This window comes from Kerstersia similis (assembly GCF_965139615.1).
GTDB classification, from domain to species: Bacteria; Pseudomonadota; Gammaproteobacteria; order Burkholderiales; family Burkholderiaceae_B; genus Kerstersia; species Kerstersia similis.
On record NZ_CBCSIQ010000021.1, the window covers coordinates 16,564 to 33,243 of the forward strand.

A 16,680-nucleotide genomic window follows, 5' to 3' on the forward strand; every position below is an offset into this window, starting at 1 on the left:
ACTGCGGGACAAAACCCAGCTGGCCAGATGGGTTTCCTGGAAACGCAAAAGCCCGGAGGAGGCACCAAGACCTCTCCGGGCAGCAAAACGCAGGTCTTACTTCAGTTCGACCTTGGCGCCGGCTTCTTCCAGCTTCTTCTTGGCGGCTTCGGCGTCAGCCTTGGCCAGCGCTTCCTTCACGGTCTTGGGAGCGCCATCGACCAGGTCCTTGGCTTCCTTCAGGCCCAGGCCCGTCAGTTCACGCACGGCCTTGATGACGCTGACCTTGTTGGCGCCGGCTTCGAGCAGCACGACGTCAAATTCGGTCTTTTCTTCAGCTGCGGGAGCAGCAGCGCCAGCAGCCGGAGCGGCCACAGCAACAGCGGCGGCAGCAGCCGACACGCCAAACTTTTCTTCCAGATCCTTGATCAGCTCGGACAGTTCGAGCACGGTGAGGCCAGCGATGGCTTCGAGGATTTCAGCTTTATTCAGTGCCATTTTCAAAGAACTCCAAAATTGGATAATGCCAGGGTATGGTTGTCGCTCAGTCGTTCAATTGATACCGACCATTTCCAGAGGGGAAGCCTGATCAGGCTTCGGCCTTCTGGTCGCGCACGGCCGCGAGGCCACGCACGAACTTGGTCGGCACTTCGTTGAGCGTACGTGCAAATTGCGCAATCGGGGCTTGCATGGTGCCCAGCAGCTTCGCCAGCAGCTCTTCACGCGACGGCAGGGAGGCCAGGGCCTTCACACCTTCAACGTCGAGCACGCTATTGGGCAGCGAACCGCCCTTGATGACCAGCTTGTCGTTGGTCTTAGCGAAGTCACTCAGCACCTTGGCGGCCGCAACCGGATCATTGCTGATGGCGTACATCAGCGGACCGGTCAGTTGCTCGGACAGCGGCTCGAAAGCCGTGCCGGCAACAGCGCGACGCACCAGCGTGTTCTTCAGAACACGCAGATAGACGCCCGATTGGCGCGCATTCTTGCGCAGTACGGTGACGGAGGCGACGTCCAGACCACGATACTCAGCGACAACGATCGACTTGGCTTCGACCAGTTCGGCCGAAACTTCTTCGATAACTGCCGCTTTCTCTTGACGATTGAGACTCACGGTTGAACACTCCATCAAAGGACACCAGGAAAATCCCGATGTCGTACCGAATGCGGCGAACCTGGACGAGTTCTTGAACTACAAGAAATCTTCCGTGGGACGCCGTCTACGCTGGAGACACAGCTACCTGCATCATTAAATCCCCGGTTGACGTACACATCGCAAGCGATGTGGCGGCTGCCGGGCATTCCAGCGGTCTTTGACAGCAGCATCCGGGCACAAGGCCCGGATGAAGCCCAAAGTCTTTACAACAAACCTACTATCAGGCGGCAGTCAGCGAAGCGACTTCCACACGTGCGCCGCCACCCATGGTGGAGGACACGGCAACCTTACGCAGGTAAACGCCCTTGGCGGCAGCGGGACGAGCCTTGTTCAGCGCGTCGATCAGAGCAGCCAGGTTGGTCTGCAGCTGAGCCACGTCGAACGAAGCACGGCCGATGGTGGCGTGGATGATACCGGCCTTGTCGGTACGGTATTGCACTTGGCCAGCCTTGGCATTCTTGACAGCGGTGACGACGTCCGGGGTCACGGTGCCGACCTTCGGGTTCGGCATCAGGCCACGGGGGCCCAGGACTTGACCCAGGGCACCGACGACACGCATCGTATCGGGCGAAGCAATGACCACGTCGAAGTCGATCTGACCACCCTTGATACGCTCGGCCAGGTCTTCCAGGCCAACGATGTCGGCGCCGGCAGCCTTGGCGGCTTCCGCTTTTTCGCCTTGGGCGAAAACAGCAACGCGGACGCTCTTGCCGGTACCGGCAGGCAGAACCACGGAGCCACGAACCAGTTGGTCCGACTTGCGGGGGTCGATACCCAGCTGCACGGCCACATCGACGGATTCGTCGAACTTGGCAGTCGCAGTGTCCTTGATCAGGGCCAGCGCGTCAGCGACGGGGTACAGCTTGGTGCGGTCGATCTTGGCACGCAGAGCAGCGGTGCGCTTGGAAAGCTTAGCCATGTCAGATCACTCCTTCAACCGTAATACCCATGCTGGCAGCGCTACCAGCGATCGTGCGCACAGCGGCGTCCAGATCGGCAGCGGTCAGGTCAGGCGCCTTGGTCTTGGCGATTTCTTCAGCCTGGGCGCGCGTCAGCGTGCCGACCTTGTCGGTATGGGGCTTGGGCGAACCCTTTTGCACACCAGCGGCCTTCTTGATCAGAATGGTCGCGGGCGGGGTCTTCATGATGAAGGTGAAGCTCTTGTCCGCGTAGGCAGTGATGACCACGGGGATGGGCAGACCCGGCTCCAGGCTCTGCGTCTTGGCGTTGAACGCCTTGCAGAATTCCATGATGTTCAGACCGCGCTGACCCAGCGCCGGACCGATAGGGGGGGAAGGATTAGCCTTACCAGCCGGAACCTGCAGCTTGATAAAGCCGACGATTTTCTTCGCCATCTTTAACTCCAGACGGGTACAAACGTTTCCCGGAACGGGAAACTCCCCGATGTTGAAAATCGGAAGCGCCCCCAGACCAGCTGAAGCACGCTTCCCTCAGAAGCTCAGGTCTTTTCGACCTGGCTGAAATCCAGCTCGACCGGCGTGGCACGACCGAAAATCGTGACCGTGACGCGGACTTTGCTTTTCTCGTAGTTGACGTCTTCGACGCTGCCATTGAAATCCGCGAACGGACCTTCCTTGACGCGCACCATTTCGCCCACTTCGAACAGAATCTTTGGACGGGGCTTTTCACCACCCTCTTCCATTTGTGACAGGATGCCCTGGACTTCGCGCTCGGAAATCGGCGTCGGCCGGTTACCGGTGCCACCCAGGAAGCCCGTCACGCGAGGCGTACTCTTCACCAAGTGCCAGGTTTCATCCGTCAGCTCCATTTCGACCAGCACATAGCCCGGATAAATACGGCGCTCGGTGATCGACTTCTGGCCGCCCTTCACTTCCACGACTTCTTCGGAAGGAACGAGGATACGACCAAAGGAGTTTTCCAGATCCGCGCGCTGGATACGTTCCACCAGCGCACGATTAACACTTTTCTCCATGCCGGAATACACATGGACGACATACCAACGCTTACTCATTACGCGTCCTTAGTTCCAGCCCATGAGGAGGTCATACAGACCCCACTGAATAAGCTTGTCCACAAACCACAACAGGATGGACATGACGATAACGAACGCGAACACCACGCCCGTCATCTGCACGGTTTCCTTGCGCGTCGGCCAGGTCACACGGCGGCGCACTTCCTCGTAGGAGGCATGCGCAAAGCCGGCGAAACGACGGCCCGGCTCACTGAACCAGACGATGACGGCAGCCAGGACCAGCGAACCCAGGAAAACGGACACCCGCGCGACCAGAGGCTGCGCACTCAGCGCCGAAAATCCGTAAATGCCAGCAACGACGACCAAAACGGCCAAGACGAGCTTGACGCGATCAGCGGTACGGCTAACGGTTTCTACATTGGTATTGGACATTTTCTGACGCCGCGAGCCAGATAGGGAGAAACCACACAAGGGTTGTGTGGCAGGGGCAGTAGGAATCGAACCCACAACCTTCGGTTTTGGAGACCGACGCTCTGCCAATTGAGCTATGCCCCTACGATTACCTGGCAGCAAGACCACCCGGGAAATGGATAGCCTTATATATTACTACAAGACAGCAAAAAATGCAGCTGGTATTTTAACACCAGCTGCATTTTCAACACAACTTACTTGATGATGCTGGCAACGACGCCGGCGCCGACGGTACGACCGCCTTCACGGATGGCGAAACGCAGGCCTTCTTCCATGGCGATGGGAGCCAGCAACTTCACAACGATGGAGACGTTGTCGCCCGGCAGAACCATTTCCTTGTCAGCCGGCAGGTCGATCGTGCCCGTCACGTCCGTGGTACGGAAGTAGAACTGGGGACGATAGCCGTTGAAGAACGGGGTGTGACGGCCGCCTTCTTCCTTGGACAGGATGTACACCTCGGCGGTGAATTCCGTGTGCGGCTTGATCGAACCCGGCTTGGCCAGCACTTGGCCGCGCTCGACTTCTTCACGCTTGGTGCCGCGCAGCAGGATACCGACGTTGTCGCCAGCCTGNCCTTGATCCAGCAGCTTGCGGAACATTTCCACGCCCGTGCAAGTCGTCTTCACGGTGTCACGGATACCGACGATTTCGATTTCTTCGCCGACCTTGATGATGCCGCGCTCAACACGACCCGTCACCACGGTGCCACGACCCGAGATCGAGAACACGTCTTCCACAGGCATCAGGAACGTGCCGTCCACAGCGCGCTCAGGCGTCGGGATGTACGAATCCAGTGCGTCGGCCAGNCGCAGAATCGCCGGCTCGCCCATTTCCGANTGGTCGCCTTCCAGCGCCAGCTTGGCCGAACCCTTGATGATCGGGGTGTCGTCGCCCGGGAAGTCGTACTTGGACAGCAGCTCGCGCACTTCCATTTCGACCAGTTCCAGCAGCTCGGCGTCATCAACCATGTCAGCCTTGTTCAGGAACACGATGATGTACGGCACGCCAACCTGACGGCTCAGCAGAATGTGCTCGCGCGTTTGCGGCATGGGGCCGTCAGCCGACGACACCACCAGGATCGCGCCGTCCATCTGCGCNGCNCCCGTGATCATGTTCTTCACATAGTCAGCGTGGCCCGGGCAGTCAACGTGCGCGTAGTGGCGCGCCTTCGTTTCGTATTCCACGTGCGAGGTGTTGATCGTGATGCCACGTGCCTTTTCTTCCGGCGCGTTGTCGATCTGGTCGTAGCCCTTGGCTTCGCCGCCAAATTGCTTGGACAGCACCGTGGCGATTGCCGCCGTCAGCGTCGTCTTGCCGTGGTCAACGTGACCGATCGTGCCGACGTTCACGTGCGGCTTGGTGCGTTCAAACTTACCTTTTGCCATGACGGACTCCTGCCCTGGAATAAGAAGCGTGTGAGAGTGATTAACAACGAAAGGAGAGTGGTGCCCATGACGCGGATCGAACGCGTGACCTCTCCCTTACCAAGGGAGTGCTCTACCACTGAGCCACATGGGCATTGATCCCACCGCACTTGCGACGGCGGAACAATAACTACTGGAGCGGGTGAAGGGAATCGAACCCTCGTCGTAAGCTTGGAAGGCTTCTGCTCTACCATTGAGCTACACCCGCAATCACGAATCAGCCTAGCTGACCAGCCTCACTCGACGAGGACTTACGCGACTACCTTACCCGCTACATCAACGCCCGCCTTTTGCATCACTTAAAGCGACACCATTGCGCGGGCGTTTCAGAAACTTGGTGGAGAGGGTTGGATTCGAACCAACGTAGGCGTAAGCCAACAGATTTACAGTCTGCCCCCTTTAACCACTCGGGCACCTCTCCGTAGAATTCAAAATTATGGACTTGTTCTTTTCCCGCGTCAAGCACAATTTAATAAAAACGAGAAAATATTTGCATTTGTGCGCTCAGGACAACGGATATCCCCTGTTGCCCTGCCGACACTCGATCATCCGGCTTCTGATACCCGAACGACCCAACCTGCAAAAAGTCCACTGGCAGCTGCCTGCCGGCTGTGATCAAACAGCCATGCCTCAACTCACAGGCCGGCGGCATTGTACCGGGATGCGCCTATTTCAGCCAATGGTCGCTGGCCTGCTTCAAGCCGCCACGCTTGTCCATCAGATCCCAGGCAAATTCCATGACCCGTACATAATCGGGATCATCGGCCGGCAGCATGAAACCCAGGTAGTTCTGAGGCGTCAGGGGTGTTTCGATGAACAGCGCCGTCAAGCGCGGATCGGCCTTGCTGTAATGCAAGGCCTCGTAGGTTTCCGTGATCATGACATCCCCCTTGCCCTCGGCGATCAGACCCGGAATTTCGGCGTTCTTTTCATGGGTACTGACTTGCGCCTGCCCCAGATTGGCCAGCACGAAAGCCTCATTGGTTCCACCCGGATTTTTGATCACCTTCACTTTCGGCTGGTTCAGGTCATCCAGCGACTGGTAGCGCTGGGCGTCACTGGTGCGCACCAATGCCACTTTGCCAAAAGGCGCATAACCCGGCAGCATTTCCGCTTTGCCGATACGCGCTGCATTGCGAGTGATGCCACCGACAGCCACATCAAAACGATTGGCCTGCAGGTCAGGCATCAGATTCGGCCAGGACGTCTGCACATACTCCACCTTCAAGCCCAGATCCTTGGCCAGCTGCTCGATAAGGTCGATATCCAGTCCCTCATAGCTGCCCGCCTCGGTCTTCATGGCAAAGGGCCGATAGTCCCCCGGCGTACCGACTCGCAGGACCTTGCTGTCCATGATCGTATCCAGGCGAGGGCCGGCATTGGCAGCCGCGCCAAGTACCAGGCCAGCCATCAGGCCGACGAAAATTTTGGGGATTTGTTTCATGGGAGCCACCTCGGTTCTAGTTGGTATGGGAAAACGGTGCGCCCAAGGCCGCCACATCCTGGCGGCAAGCTGCGTCACACCCGGCCGGCCTGCGCTCTGGCAGCCACCCGCGCCGAAGCATTGAGCACACCCATGCCGGCATAATCGCCCAGGCGTTGCACTGCTTCACAGAAAAAGTGCCCGGCAAGATTATCGGTATAGCAGTGCAGGTATTCACCGCCTGCATCCCGATCATAAAGCACGCCATGCTCGCGCAACCGTTCCAGCAAGGCCGGAGCAAGATCAAGGCGGCTGGCCAGATCATCGTAGTAGTTCTGTGAAACAGGCGTCATGGCGATTCCCGCCGCTTTCCAGGCACGTACGGTGGCGAATATGTCATTACTGGAAAACGCCAGATGATGCACGGCAACCCCTCCCTGCTGCTGTGCTGCTCTTGCCGTATCCGTGCTCAGGCTCTGCGAGACCGTCAGCACCAGCCTGAGGCTGCCATCGGCATTGGCGGCACTGGTGATATCCACCAGGCCATAGGGGTCGGCGAATTGCAGATTGTCGCCCTGCTTCAACCCCAGCACCGCCCGCGCGAACAGCGTCCAGGTATCGCGCTGGCCGATATTCATGCCCAGGGCCAGATAATCCAGCTTATCAATGGCGGCAGGTCCGGCACCGGCAGCGCCCCCCGTCTCTTCCAAGACAAAATCCGCGTCGAACAAGCCGTTGGGCGCCAGTTTTTCCGGCACGAAATAGACCACGATACCGCCGGGAGAAACAATGGCTGGCAACACCACCTCCCCGGCCCCCACAGGACTCTCAAAACGGGCTGATTGCAAGGCCTGTGCCCGACTGAGCGCCCCTACCGGATCCTGCGTATAGACACCCAGCGCGCATACGGATGCGCCGAAACTGCCAAAACGTTCGCGCGCAAACGACCCTGGCTGGGCGTTGAGGATTAATGCCACCTCGCCCTGGCGATACAGCACTGCCTGTTTGGAACGATGCGCCCCCGCGCGCCGGAACCCCATGCGCTCGAATACGGCTCCCAGCCCGGCGGCAGATGCCTCATCAACGGCGAACTCCACAAAGCTCACACCGGAAAATACCGGTGCAGGAGGGGGGTTGAACAATTCAATCCGTGCTGCCGTCGCCTGGAACCTGGCTGCATTCTCCCCTGCCCCTGGCCGGGCCAGGCGCTCGCGGCCCCAGCTTTCCAGATACAGCAAGGAACGCATGGCATCCAGCGCCGTACGCCGATTCGGCGTTTCGCGGAACACGTCATTGAAGATTTCCAGGGAAAGCGGCCCGCTATAGCCTGCCAGCAACGTCTGCAGAAAGAAATTTTCGACATCCAGCTTTCCCTGCCCCGGGAAACAGCGGTGATGGCGGGCCCAATCAATGACATCCAGTGTCAGCAAGGGCGCATCGGCCATTTGCAGGAAAAAAATACGATCCCCTGGAATATCGGCGATACCGGCGGGATCATCCTTCAGCGACAGAGTATGGAAACTATCAAGGATCAGGCCCAGATGCGGATGATCCGCCCGCTTGACGATGTCCCATGCCTGGCCGTAGAGCCGGACATGGCGCCCCCAGGATAGCGCCTCGTAGCCGATACGAAGATTGCGGCGAGCCGCGCGCTCGGCCAGCTCAGCCAACTGGTCGGCGGCCAGCGCCGGATCATCAATGGCATGCGCAGACGTATTGGAGCAGCACAGCACCAGGCCGCAGCCCATTTCCTGCATGATGTCGAACTTGCGTTCGGCCCGCTCCAGACTGCGCGCCAGCAAGGCATCCGGCATGGCTTCGAAATCACGGAAAGGCTGGTACAGATCTACCGTCAAGCCAAGATCGGCCGCCATATGACGCAGGTCGCGGGCCGATCCCTGGAAGTGGATGAAATCGTTTTCGAACAATTCGATGCCATCAAAACCGGCGGCGGAAATTGCTTCCAGCTTTTCCCGCAGGGTTCCACTCAGGGAAACGGTTGCAATCGATCTACGCATATCTGGTCTTCTCTACAACATCGGCCTGCCGGCGCCTGCGCACCGGCATCAGGGCCGGAATTACTTGCCTTGCAGGCGCACCAGGGCCTGAATGGCCAAGGCATAACCGTCAACGCCCATCCCCACAATGATGCCCCGCGCCGCAGGCGAGATATAGGAGTGGTGACGGAACGATTCGCGCGCATGCACATTGGAAATATGCAATTCAATCAGGCGCACGGCTGCCCCCTTGATTGCATCATGCAAAGCGATAGAAGTATGGGTATAGGCGCCAGGGTTCATGACCACACCAATGCAGCGCCCTGCCGCGATTTCGCGCCCGGCCTCCTGGATCCAGTCCACCAGGACACCTTCATGGTTGCTCTGGCGGCATTCGACTTCCAGGCCGAACTTGGCCCCCTCTTCCTGGCAAAGCCGCTCAACGTCCGCCAGCGTTTCATGGCCATAGACAGCGGGTTCACGCGTACCCAACAGATTCAGGTTGGGACCATTGATAACAAGGATGCTTGCCATGGGAAAAATCCAAAATCCAATAAGGAGAAAAAGGAAAAAGCCCGGTCTGTGCACCAGGGCTACGCAAGCTGCACCACCGTTGAACCGGCTGGATCAAAGCGGGTTCGGGCATTGATTCCTCCGCCCGGGCGGCACAAAGCAGCTAAGCATAGCGCCCGATACCGGCATAGCCTGCACTGGCAGACTGAAATTCAGCTGACAAAGCAGTGTAATAGCTGACCAAGCGAATATAATTATCAAATTCATTAATTCAAAAGACACGAATCATGAATAATGAACCAGCCCTTATGGATCTGCGTGTTTTTTCCATCGCGGCCCGGCTGGGCAGCTTCGCCGCGGCCGCCAAAGACATAGGCAAATCGCCGGCCTATGTCAGCAAACGCATCGCCATTCTGGAACAGCAACTGGGTATCCGGCTGTTTCATCGAACCACTCGCCGCATTCATATCACGGAAGAAGGCGAGATGGTCTATGACTATGCGCGCCGCATCATTGAAAACATGACTTCCATGACGGAGCTGGTTGCCAGCAGCAAGCTGGAACCCTCCGGACTGCTACGTATCGCCACCAGCATGCGGCTGGGACGCCATCATGTCGCACATATTCTCGCGATGCTGGAAGAGCGCTATCCAAAACTGGAAATCTGGCTCGAGCTGCTGGATCGCCATGTCGATATTCTGGAAGAAGGCTATGACATCGATATCCGCGTCGGCGACCCCAAGCAACCGCACCTGATCGCACACCGGATCACGCCCAGCCGCCGCATTCTGTGTGCGGCGCCCTCCTACATTGCCAAACGCGGCATGCCCCAGACCCTGGCGGACCTGGCCCAACATGAATGCCTGGTGTTCCGCGACCGGGAACAGGCATTCGGCGTCTGGCGCCTGCACGGCCCCAAAGGCCTGGAGACCGTCAAGGTGAATGGGCGTTATGGCTCCAATCACAGTGATGTCGTACGCACCTGGGGAATCCGAGGGCTGGGCATTTTCATGCTGTCAGTCTGGGATATCGCGCGCTACATCGAAGATGGCAGCGTCATTCAGATTCTGCCCGCCTACCAGGAATTTGCGGATGTCTGGGCCACGACCAGCAATCGCTCGGCCAATTCCGCCAAGGTCAAAGTTGCCATTGAATTCCTCAAGGAGCAGCTTTGCGACGGGCCCTATGCTTTGAATACCCGCGTCGTACCCTAAGCCCTGAAGGCAGGCCGTAGGACTGCGGGCCTGCTCAAAGGAAATGCGCCTGAATGACGCTGCGCTCGCGCGTTTCAGCCATGGCAAGCATCAGCAGCGTCCGAGCCTGCAAAGCGTCGTACAAGCCCGCTGCAACAAAACCCATAGCATCGTCATCGACTTCTGCCGCACGCGTCACCCAGCCCGTCAGGCAGCGGCGCGAACGTACCACCACGGTTCCTTGCCTGGCGGCATCGGCCAGCGCAGCCAGACAGGCCTGCGGCGCGTTCCCGTTGCCCATCCCGGCCAGCACCCAGCCATCCCACCCCAAATCCAGGCTGGCCTGCACCTGGGCGCAATCCATGCCTGCATAGGCATACAGGATGCCTACCTTGGGCCAGCTTCCGGCATCCACAGGCAGCGCATAGCAACGGGCGTGCGGCGCCGACATGCCGGGGGTCCAGCAAATATCCTTGCCAATAACGACGCCCAGCGGGCCGGCATCAGGAGAGGCAAAAGCGCGCAGACTGCTCGCCGCGATTTTCCTGACCCATTGCGCAGCGTGGATTTCCCCACCAAACACTACCATGACCTGACCATCGCCTGCAGCCGGTTCAGCCGCCAGCAGGACAGCATGGCGCAGATTGACCGGGCCATCGGCGTCAGCGGCATCGGCCGGCCGCATTGCACCTGTCAGGACAACGTGAAAAGGCAGGCGCAATACCCGAGACAGAAAAAATGCAGTTTCCTCCAGGGTATCCGTCCCATGCGCCACGACAACCCCGTCCACCTCTCCTTGTGCCGCTGCAGCCAGGATTCGGGCGGCCAGCCTGTGCCAGATCGCCAGACTCATATCCTGGCTGCCAACACAGGCAATATCCTCTACCTCGACATGCAAGCCACTGTTTTCCAGGCCGGCCTGTGCCAGCAACGCCTGCCCGGCCATCTGCCCGGCCTGGTAGCCCCCATGGGCCGCCTGGCGGCCCGCAATGGTGCCGCCCGTGGCCAGCACCAGTATGCGGCGGCGCATGGGCTCAGGCATCCAGCACGCTGCCCAGGCCCTGTTTTTCCAGCAAGGCGGACAGATGTTCCCAGCCATGGAAATCAATCACGATCTTGCCACGTTCACGAGCGCCGATCTTGAGCGTTACCTTGGTACCCAGCTGATCGGACAGCGCCTCTTCCAAACGCAGGACATCCCGGCTGGGAGCCTTGCGCGTCCGCGTGGACTCCGTGAGCGTGCCGGCATCTTCCTGCAAGGCACGCGCTACGAGTTTTTCAGCTTCACGTACCGTCAACGCCTTGGCCACGATGAAATTGGCAAGCTGGATCTGCCTGGCGGCATCCAGGGACAGCAAGGCACGGGCATGCCCCATGTCGATGTCACCCGCCAGCAACATGGTTTGCACCGGGCCAGCCAGATTCAGCAAGCGCAACAGGTTGCTGGTTGCCGAACGAGAACGTCCGATTGCCTGCGCAGCCAGTTCATGCGTCAGCCCAAATTCATCCAGCAGACGCCGCACACCATGAGCCTCTTCCAGAGGATTCAGATCCTCGCGCTGAATGTTTTCCACCAGCGCCATGATGGCGGCATGTTCATCCGGGACCTCCCGAACCAACACAGGGACTTCCTTGAGCCCGGCGATACCCGCAGCACGGAAACGCCGTTCACCAGCGATGATTTCGTACTTGCCGGCATCCGGGCCCGTCAATGGGCGTACCAGCACGGGCTGCATGATGCCCTGCTCACGGATGGATGCCGCCAGCTCATTGAGCGCGCCTTCGTCCATCCGTGTACGTGGCTGATACTTGCCCGGCACCAGTTGATCCAGGGCCAGGACCGAAGGAGACGCGCCTGGCGTGCTCGTCTGGGCGGCCGACTCGGTAATGGCAGCCAGGGCCGGGATATCCCCTCCCAGCAGCGCATCCAGACCACGCCCCAGGCCACGCGCCTTTTTGGCAGCGACAGCAGCCTTGGGCGCTGGCTTGGCGCTGGTCTTGGCCACTGCCTTGGCAGCAGCCGCCGTCCGGGTCGTCGTACGCTTGGCTGGCGACTGCGCCGGCGCTGTTGCGGTACCCACGTTCTTGTCAGCTTTGCTGGCCATCCTCAACTCCTGTTCAACTCTTCGCGTTCACACGCTTGATCATTTCCGCACCAAAGGCAACATAGGCCTTGGCGCCACGCGAATTGCGGTCATAGACCACGCCAGGCAAACCATAGCTGGGCGCTTCGGCCAAACGCACGTTGCGTGGAATGACCGTCTTGAACACCTTGTCGCCAAAGTGCGCTTCCAACTGCGCGGAGACCTGCTGCTGCAAGGTCACTCGCGGATCAAACATGACACGCAGCAAACCGATCAGACGCAACTCGGGATTGATGTTGTGATGCACCCGTTTTACGGTGTTCACCAGATCCGACAAGCCCTCCAGCGCAAAATACTCGCACTGCATCGGGATCAATACCCCATTTGCACATGCCAGGCCATTAAGCGTCAAAAGCGACAAGGTCGGCGGGCAATCAATCAGGATGAAATCGTACTCACCCGACACTTGCGACAAAGCCTGTTTCAGGCGCTGTTCGCGGTCGGTCATTTCCATCAGATCCATTTCCGCACCGGCCAACTCCCGATTGGAGGGCAGAACGTCATAGCCGCTGTCACCCGCCGATACGATGGTGGAGGCAATATCTGCGGTACCGATCAACACCTGGTACAGCGTATCCTTCAGCGCATGCTTATCAACGCCACTTCCCATGGTGGCATTCCCTTGAGGGTCCAGATCGACCAGCAGCACTTTTTTCTTGTGCTGTGCCAGCCCCGCAGCAAGGTTGATTGCGGTCGTGGTCTTGCCCACGCCGCCCTTCTGGTTGGCGATGCAGAAAATTTTCGCCGCCCGGATTTTTTTCACTGTTTTCATTCAACGATTTCCTTGCTGTACCGTCTGGACGCCTGCGCGCCCATCCTGGGAATACTGAGATTCGGGTTGGGAGTCCCTTGCTGGCTCGACACCAGATACGGCTTCTGCTGAAACACTGCCTGGGCTGGCATGCAACCACAGCAGGCAACGCTCTCCTTCCAGTTCCGGCACCCGCAGCGTTTCTATTCTCTCAAGCTTCCAATCACCCACGGTGTCGAGAGCGTTGATTTCATCATCCGGCACTTTGCCTTTCATCGCGACCATATAGCCGCCCTCTCGCACATGATGTCCAGACCAACTGGTGAAATCCACCAGCGACGCGAAAGCCCGGGATATCACGACATCGCACTGCTGGGCAGGCAAGCTTTCGATACGAGCATGACGCGATGACAAATTTTCCAATTTCAGGGTACCTGCCACCTGACGGATAAAAGCTGTCTTTTTTTCAACCGCATCCACACACAGCACCGTCCAGTCGGGACGGACAATTGCCAGGACCACGCCCGGCAAACCGCCACCAGAACCGACGTCCATGATGGAAAGCGGCTTTGCGCCCGCATACCGTACCAATGGCGCCACAACACTCAGACTATCGTACAAATGCTGCACCAGCATTTTCTGAGGGTCACGAATCGCTGTCAGGTTGTATGTCTTGTTCCAGCGCAACATCAACTCAATATAGCGGCACAGCATTTCCGCCTGAGATTGCGACAAATCCAGGCCCAGTTCCCGTCCAACCGAGACAACCCGAGCCACAGTGCCAGCTGCAAGACTCATGCCCGCCATTACTGCTTCTCCGCTTTGTTCTTCTGATAATGCATACGCTTGAGATGCACCATCAACAAGGAGATGGCGGCGGGGGTCACGCTCGATATGCGAGCGGCCTGCCCCAAGGTTGCCGGCCGGGCATCACGCAGCCGTTGCCGAACCTCAAACGACAGGCCGGACACGGCGTCATAATCCAACTCTTCAGGAATAGGCTGGGTTTCATAATTGGACAAGCGACGAATTTCGTCTTGTTGCCGATTGATGTACCCCTCATACTTGACCTGGATCGAAACCTGTTCCGCTTCGTCTTCCGCCAAGGGGACTTCAGGCCCGAACGCCGTTCCATCGGCGGCCGTCACCGCTACCAGCCGGTGATAGTCCATATCAGGCCTGCGCAGCAGTTCAGCCAAGGTATATTCTTTTTCAATCGCCTTGCCCAGCAAAGGCTCCGCGATTTCAGGCGTCAACAACCGAGGCGTAATCACCGTCTTGCGCAAGCGCATTGTTTCACGTGAAACAGCATCTCGCTTTTCAGAAAAACGCTGCCAACGCAAATCATCCACCACCCCTAGGCGTCGCCCAATTTCCGTCAAACGCATATCAGCGTTGTCTTCACGCATGCTCAGGCGATATTCTGCCCGGGAAGTAAACATACGATAGGGTTCGGTGACTCCCCGGGTAACGAGATCATCAACCAGAACTCCCAAATAAGCCTCATCCCGACGCGGAGTCCAGGGCGACTCCCCCTTCACCAGCAAAGAGGCATTGATACCGGCCAGCAATCCCTGTGCCGCAGCTTCTTCATAGCCCGTGGTGCCATTGATCTGTCCGGCAAAAAACAACCCTTTGATATGACGGCTCTCCAGCGAGGCATGCAAACCACGCGGATCAAAATAGTCATATTCGATCGCATAGCCCGGACGCAGGATATGCGCATTTTCCAAGCCAGGAAGACTATGCACCAGCTCCAGCTGCACATCAAAAGGCAAACTGGTTGATACCCCGTTAGGGTAGTACTCGTTGGTTTCCAGACCTTCAGGCTCAAGGAATACCTGGTGGGAATCCTTGTCTGCAAATCGATGGATTTTATCTTCGATCGATGGGCAATACCTAGGACCTATCCCCTCAATGACGCCACTATACATGGGCGAGCGATCCAGGCCACCACGGATGATATCGTGCGTGCGCGTGTTGGTATGTGTAATCCAGCAAGGCAATTGCTGTGGATGCAAGGCAGCAGACCCGAGATAGGAGAATACCGGAATTGGATCCGTGTCCCCATCCTGACGCTCCAGCCGTGAAAAATCAATACTACGCCCATCGATGCGTGGCGGCGTACCGGTTTTCAGGCGCCCTTGAGGCAACTTCAACTCTTTAAGACGTTGACCTAAAGTAATAGCAGGAGGATCCCCTGCCCGACCAGCGGAATAGTTACTTAAGCCGACGTGAACCAAACCGTTCAAGAAGGTTCCCGTTGTCAGTACCACACTACGCGCGCGGAACTTGATGCCTAACTGAGTGACAGCGCCAACAACCCTGTCCCCTTCAACCATCAAATCATCAACAGCTTGTTGAAACAGCCAAAGGTTGGCTTGGTTTTCCAGGCGATGACGAACAGCGCGGCGATAGAGCACCCTATCAATCTGGGCACGAGTCGCACGGACCGCCGGGCCCTTGGAGCTATTCAAGGTACGGAACTGAATGCCTGCTTCATCCGCACATATCCCCATGATGCCGCCCAGTGCATCAACCTCTTTGACAAGGTGTCCCTTCCCAATGCCGCCTATGGACGGATTGCAGGACATTTGTCCAAGAGTTTCGATATTGTGTGTCAGTAAAAGCGTGGAGCAACCAGCCCGAGCAGCTGCCATCGCTGCCTCAGTACCTGCATGACCTCCGCCCACGACAATCACATCAAATTCTGTGGGGTATAACATGGCGACGAGCATCCTAAAAAAAGAATTATAGACTCGTCATCCACTTCGAATGTTTCACGTGAAACATAAGCATCAAAAAAACAGGGAAACACAGAAGGGTGCGGCAAAATGCCAACATGTCTCCCATTACAAGCGGCACATCGCAGCAATGTTTAACGATGCCCTCGATCATCGATATGTTTCACGTGGAACATTATCGATGTTTTCCCTTGCGAAGGGATGCAGTGCATTTCAAAAGACACTCCATCGATGCATCGATGAAGTCATTAACATCGAAGTATTCATGCCGCAGCCAAGTGAGTATCACGACAGACGATGCAAGCAAGTGGATTATTGATGCAGCTATCGCCAATGGCTACCTATCCCATCGATGCGCAGACCACAGTGATGGGAATAACGGATAAGAAATTTCTGAATGGTGATTCATAAACCGGATCACCAAATGAAAAACCCATGTCCATAAGAACATGGGTTTCATACTGAACCACTACTCCTGGGGAGCAAACGGTTCAAAGTGATGCGTCAGAGCGGCTGAATATTTTCTGCCTGCAGACCCTTGGGGCCGTCCTTGACATCAAATTCAACTGCTTGACCTTCATTCAGGCTGCGATAGCCGCGACCTTGAATGGCGGAAAAATGGGCGAATACATCGCTACCACCAGCGTCCGGCGTAATAAAGCCAAATCCCTTTTCCGCGTTAAACCACTTCACTTTGCCCGTTTGAGCCATGATAAGTATCCTGATGAAAAAAAATATACAACAAACCAATTCTTTTATATGGAGATACCCATATAAAGTCATACTCAATACGTATTGAGTCGGGAACGGGTTTAATACGGCTGACTACATCAGCAAACGCAGAATACAGAGAATATTAATAAAAATCCACTCCGCGTTTTCCCGAATATAGCATTAATTAATGTTTCATTGCGGGTGCAATTAACGATTT

At 57.4% G+C, this 16,680-nt stretch carries 16 protein-coding genes, 4 tRNA genes and 4 pseudogenes; 1 reads left to right on the forward strand and 23 read right to left on the reverse strand.

Going from position 1 to position 16,680, the window contains the following annotated elements; all coding sequences use genetic code 11:
* Nucleotides 1-96: 96 nt before the first annotated feature.
* The 17 genes and pseudogenes from rplL to aroQ all read right to left on the reverse strand — a co-directional run bounded on the left by rplL (nt 97) and on the right by aroQ (nt 8,938).
* Nucleotides 97-477 carry a 50S ribosomal protein L7/L12 gene (gene rplL / locus ACNA1V_RS12865; RefSeq protein WP_068373374.1) on the reverse strand — a complete coding sequence of 127 codons (381 nt, stop codon included), beginning with the start codon at nt 475-477 and terminating at the stop codon, nt 97-99.
* Nucleotides 478-568: 91 nt separating this feature from the next.
* A complete protein-coding gene (gene rplJ / locus ACNA1V_RS12870; RefSeq protein WP_415834015.1) occupies nt 569-1,093 on the reverse strand; it encodes a 50S ribosomal protein L10 in 525 nt (174 codons plus the stop codon).
* A gap of 262 nt (nt 1,094-1,355) precedes the next feature.
* On the reverse strand, nt 1,356-2,054 hold the full coding sequence (rplA, locus tag ACNA1V_RS12875; protein ID WP_415834016.1) for a 50S ribosomal protein L1: 699 nt from the start codon (nt 2,052-2,054) through the stop codon (nt 1,356-1,358).
* 1 nt (nt 2,055) lies between these two features.
* Entirely contained in the window at nt 2,056-2,490 is a 435-nt protein-coding gene (rplK, locus tag ACNA1V_RS12880) for a 50S ribosomal protein L11 (protein WP_068373384.1), read from the reverse strand.
* Between the two features lie 104 nt (nt 2,491-2,594).
* On the reverse strand, nt 2,595-3,128 hold the full coding sequence (nusG, locus tag ACNA1V_RS12885; protein ID WP_068373387.1) for a transcription termination/antitermination protein NusG: 534 nt from the start codon (nt 3,126-3,128) through the stop codon (nt 2,595-2,597).
* 9 nt (nt 3,129-3,137) lie between these two features.
* On the reverse strand, nt 3,138-3,521 hold the full coding sequence (gene secE / locus ACNA1V_RS12890) for a preprotein translocase subunit SecE (protein WP_415834017.1): 384 nt from the start codon (nt 3,519-3,521) through the stop codon (nt 3,138-3,140).
* Between the two features lie 47 nt (nt 3,522-3,568).
* Nucleotides 3,569-3,644, reverse strand: a tRNA-Trp gene (locus tag ACNA1V_RS12895).
* Nucleotides 3,645-3,754: 110 nt separating this feature from the next.
* A partial coding sequence (locus tag ACNA1V_RS12900) for an EF-Tu C-terminal domain-related protein (protein ID WP_462937408.1) occupies nt 3,755-4,132 on the reverse strand: 378 nt, incomplete at its 5' end.
* 1 nt (nt 4,133) lies between these two features.
* Nucleotides 4,134-4,366, reverse strand: a pseudogene (locus tag ACNA1V_RS12905) (EF-Tu/IF-2/RF-3 family GTPase); the annotation flags it as partial.
* A 31-nt stretch (nt 4,367-4,397) separates the two neighbouring features.
* Nucleotides 4,398-4,660 (reverse strand): annotated as a pseudogene (locus ACNA1V_RS12910) (GTP-binding protein); the annotation flags it as partial.
* Between the two features lies 1 nt (nt 4,661).
* Nucleotides 4,662-4,945: pseudogene (locus ACNA1V_RS12915) on the reverse strand (GTP-binding protein); the annotation flags it as partial.
* 58 nt (nt 4,946-5,003) lie between these two features.
* Nucleotides 5,004-5,078, reverse strand: a tRNA-Thr gene (locus ACNA1V_RS12920).
* A gap of 40 nt (nt 5,079-5,118) precedes the next feature.
* Nucleotides 5,119-5,192, reverse strand: a tRNA-Gly gene (locus tag ACNA1V_RS12925).
* 127 nt (nt 5,193-5,319) lie between these two features.
* Nucleotides 5,320-5,405: transfer RNA gene (locus ACNA1V_RS12930), tRNA-Tyr, on the reverse strand.
* A 246-nt stretch (nt 5,406-5,651) separates the two neighbouring features.
* Nucleotides 5,652-6,428, reverse strand: coding sequence for a transporter substrate-binding domain-containing protein (locus ACNA1V_RS12935; protein ID WP_415834018.1), 777 nt, complete (start codon nt 6,426-6,428; stop codon nt 5,652-5,654).
* 74 nt (nt 6,429-6,502) lie between these two features.
* Nucleotides 6,503-8,425, reverse strand: a complete 1,923-nt coding sequence (locus ACNA1V_RS12940; protein WP_415834019.1) for a bifunctional sugar phosphate isomerase/epimerase/4-hydroxyphenylpyruvate dioxygenase family protein — start codon at nt 8,423-8,425, stop codon at nt 6,503-6,505.
* Between the two features lie 60 nt (nt 8,426-8,485).
* Nucleotides 8,486-8,938 (reverse strand): type II 3-dehydroquinate dehydratase, encoded by a 453-nt coding sequence (gene aroQ, locus ACNA1V_RS12945; RefSeq protein ID WP_415834021.1) that lies wholly within the window; start codon nt 8,936-8,938, stop codon nt 8,486-8,488.
* A 266-nt stretch (nt 8,939-9,204) separates the two neighbouring features.
* Here aroQ and ACNA1V_RS12950 point away from each other — a divergent pair, with 266 nt between their 5' ends.
* Entirely contained in the window at nt 9,205-10,131 is a 927-nt protein-coding gene (locus ACNA1V_RS12950; protein WP_415834022.1) for a LysR family transcriptional regulator, read from the forward strand.
* Nucleotides 10,132-10,165: 34 nt separating this feature from the next.
* Here ACNA1V_RS12950 and ACNA1V_RS12955 read toward each other — a convergent pair whose 3' ends face one another.
* The 6 genes and pseudogenes from ACNA1V_RS12955 to ACNA1V_RS12980 form a co-directional block, all read right to left on the reverse strand.
* Nucleotides 10,166-11,140 carry an asparaginase gene (locus tag ACNA1V_RS12955; protein ID WP_415834023.1) on the reverse strand — a complete coding sequence of 325 codons (975 nt, stop codon included), beginning with the start codon at nt 11,138-11,140 and terminating at the stop codon, nt 10,166-10,168.
* Nucleotides 11,141-11,144: 4 nt separating this feature from the next.
* Nucleotides 11,145-12,215: a ParB/RepB/Spo0J family partition protein gene (locus ACNA1V_RS12960; RefSeq protein ID WP_415834024.1), complete on the reverse strand. Its 1,071-nt coding sequence runs from the start codon at nt 12,213-12,215 to the stop codon at nt 11,145-11,147.
* Between the two features lie 13 nt (nt 12,216-12,228).
* Entirely contained in the window at nt 12,229-13,026 is a 798-nt protein-coding gene (locus ACNA1V_RS12965) for a ParA family protein (RefSeq protein WP_415834025.1), read from the reverse strand.
* A 111-nt stretch (nt 13,027-13,137) separates the two neighbouring features.
* Nucleotides 13,138-13,812, reverse strand: a pseudogene (gene rsmG, locus ACNA1V_RS12970) (16S rRNA (guanine(527)-N(7))-methyltransferase RsmG); the annotation flags it as partial.
* On the reverse strand, nt 13,812-15,731 hold the full coding sequence (gene mnmG / locus ACNA1V_RS12975; RefSeq protein WP_415834026.1) for a tRNA uridine-5-carboxymethylaminomethyl(34) synthesis enzyme MnmG: 1,920 nt from the start codon (nt 15,729-15,731) through the stop codon (nt 13,812-13,814). The pseudogene rsmG and the gene mnmG, both read right to left, overlap by 1 nt.
* Before the next feature lie 522 nt (nt 15,732-16,253).
* The gene (locus tag ACNA1V_RS12980; protein ID WP_068373478.1) at nt 16,254-16,460 is read right to left on the reverse strand and encodes a cold-shock protein; all 207 of its coding nucleotides are present in this window, start codon (nt 16,458-16,460) and stop codon (nt 16,254-16,256) included.
* Nucleotides 16,461-16,680: the final 220 nt, after the last annotated feature.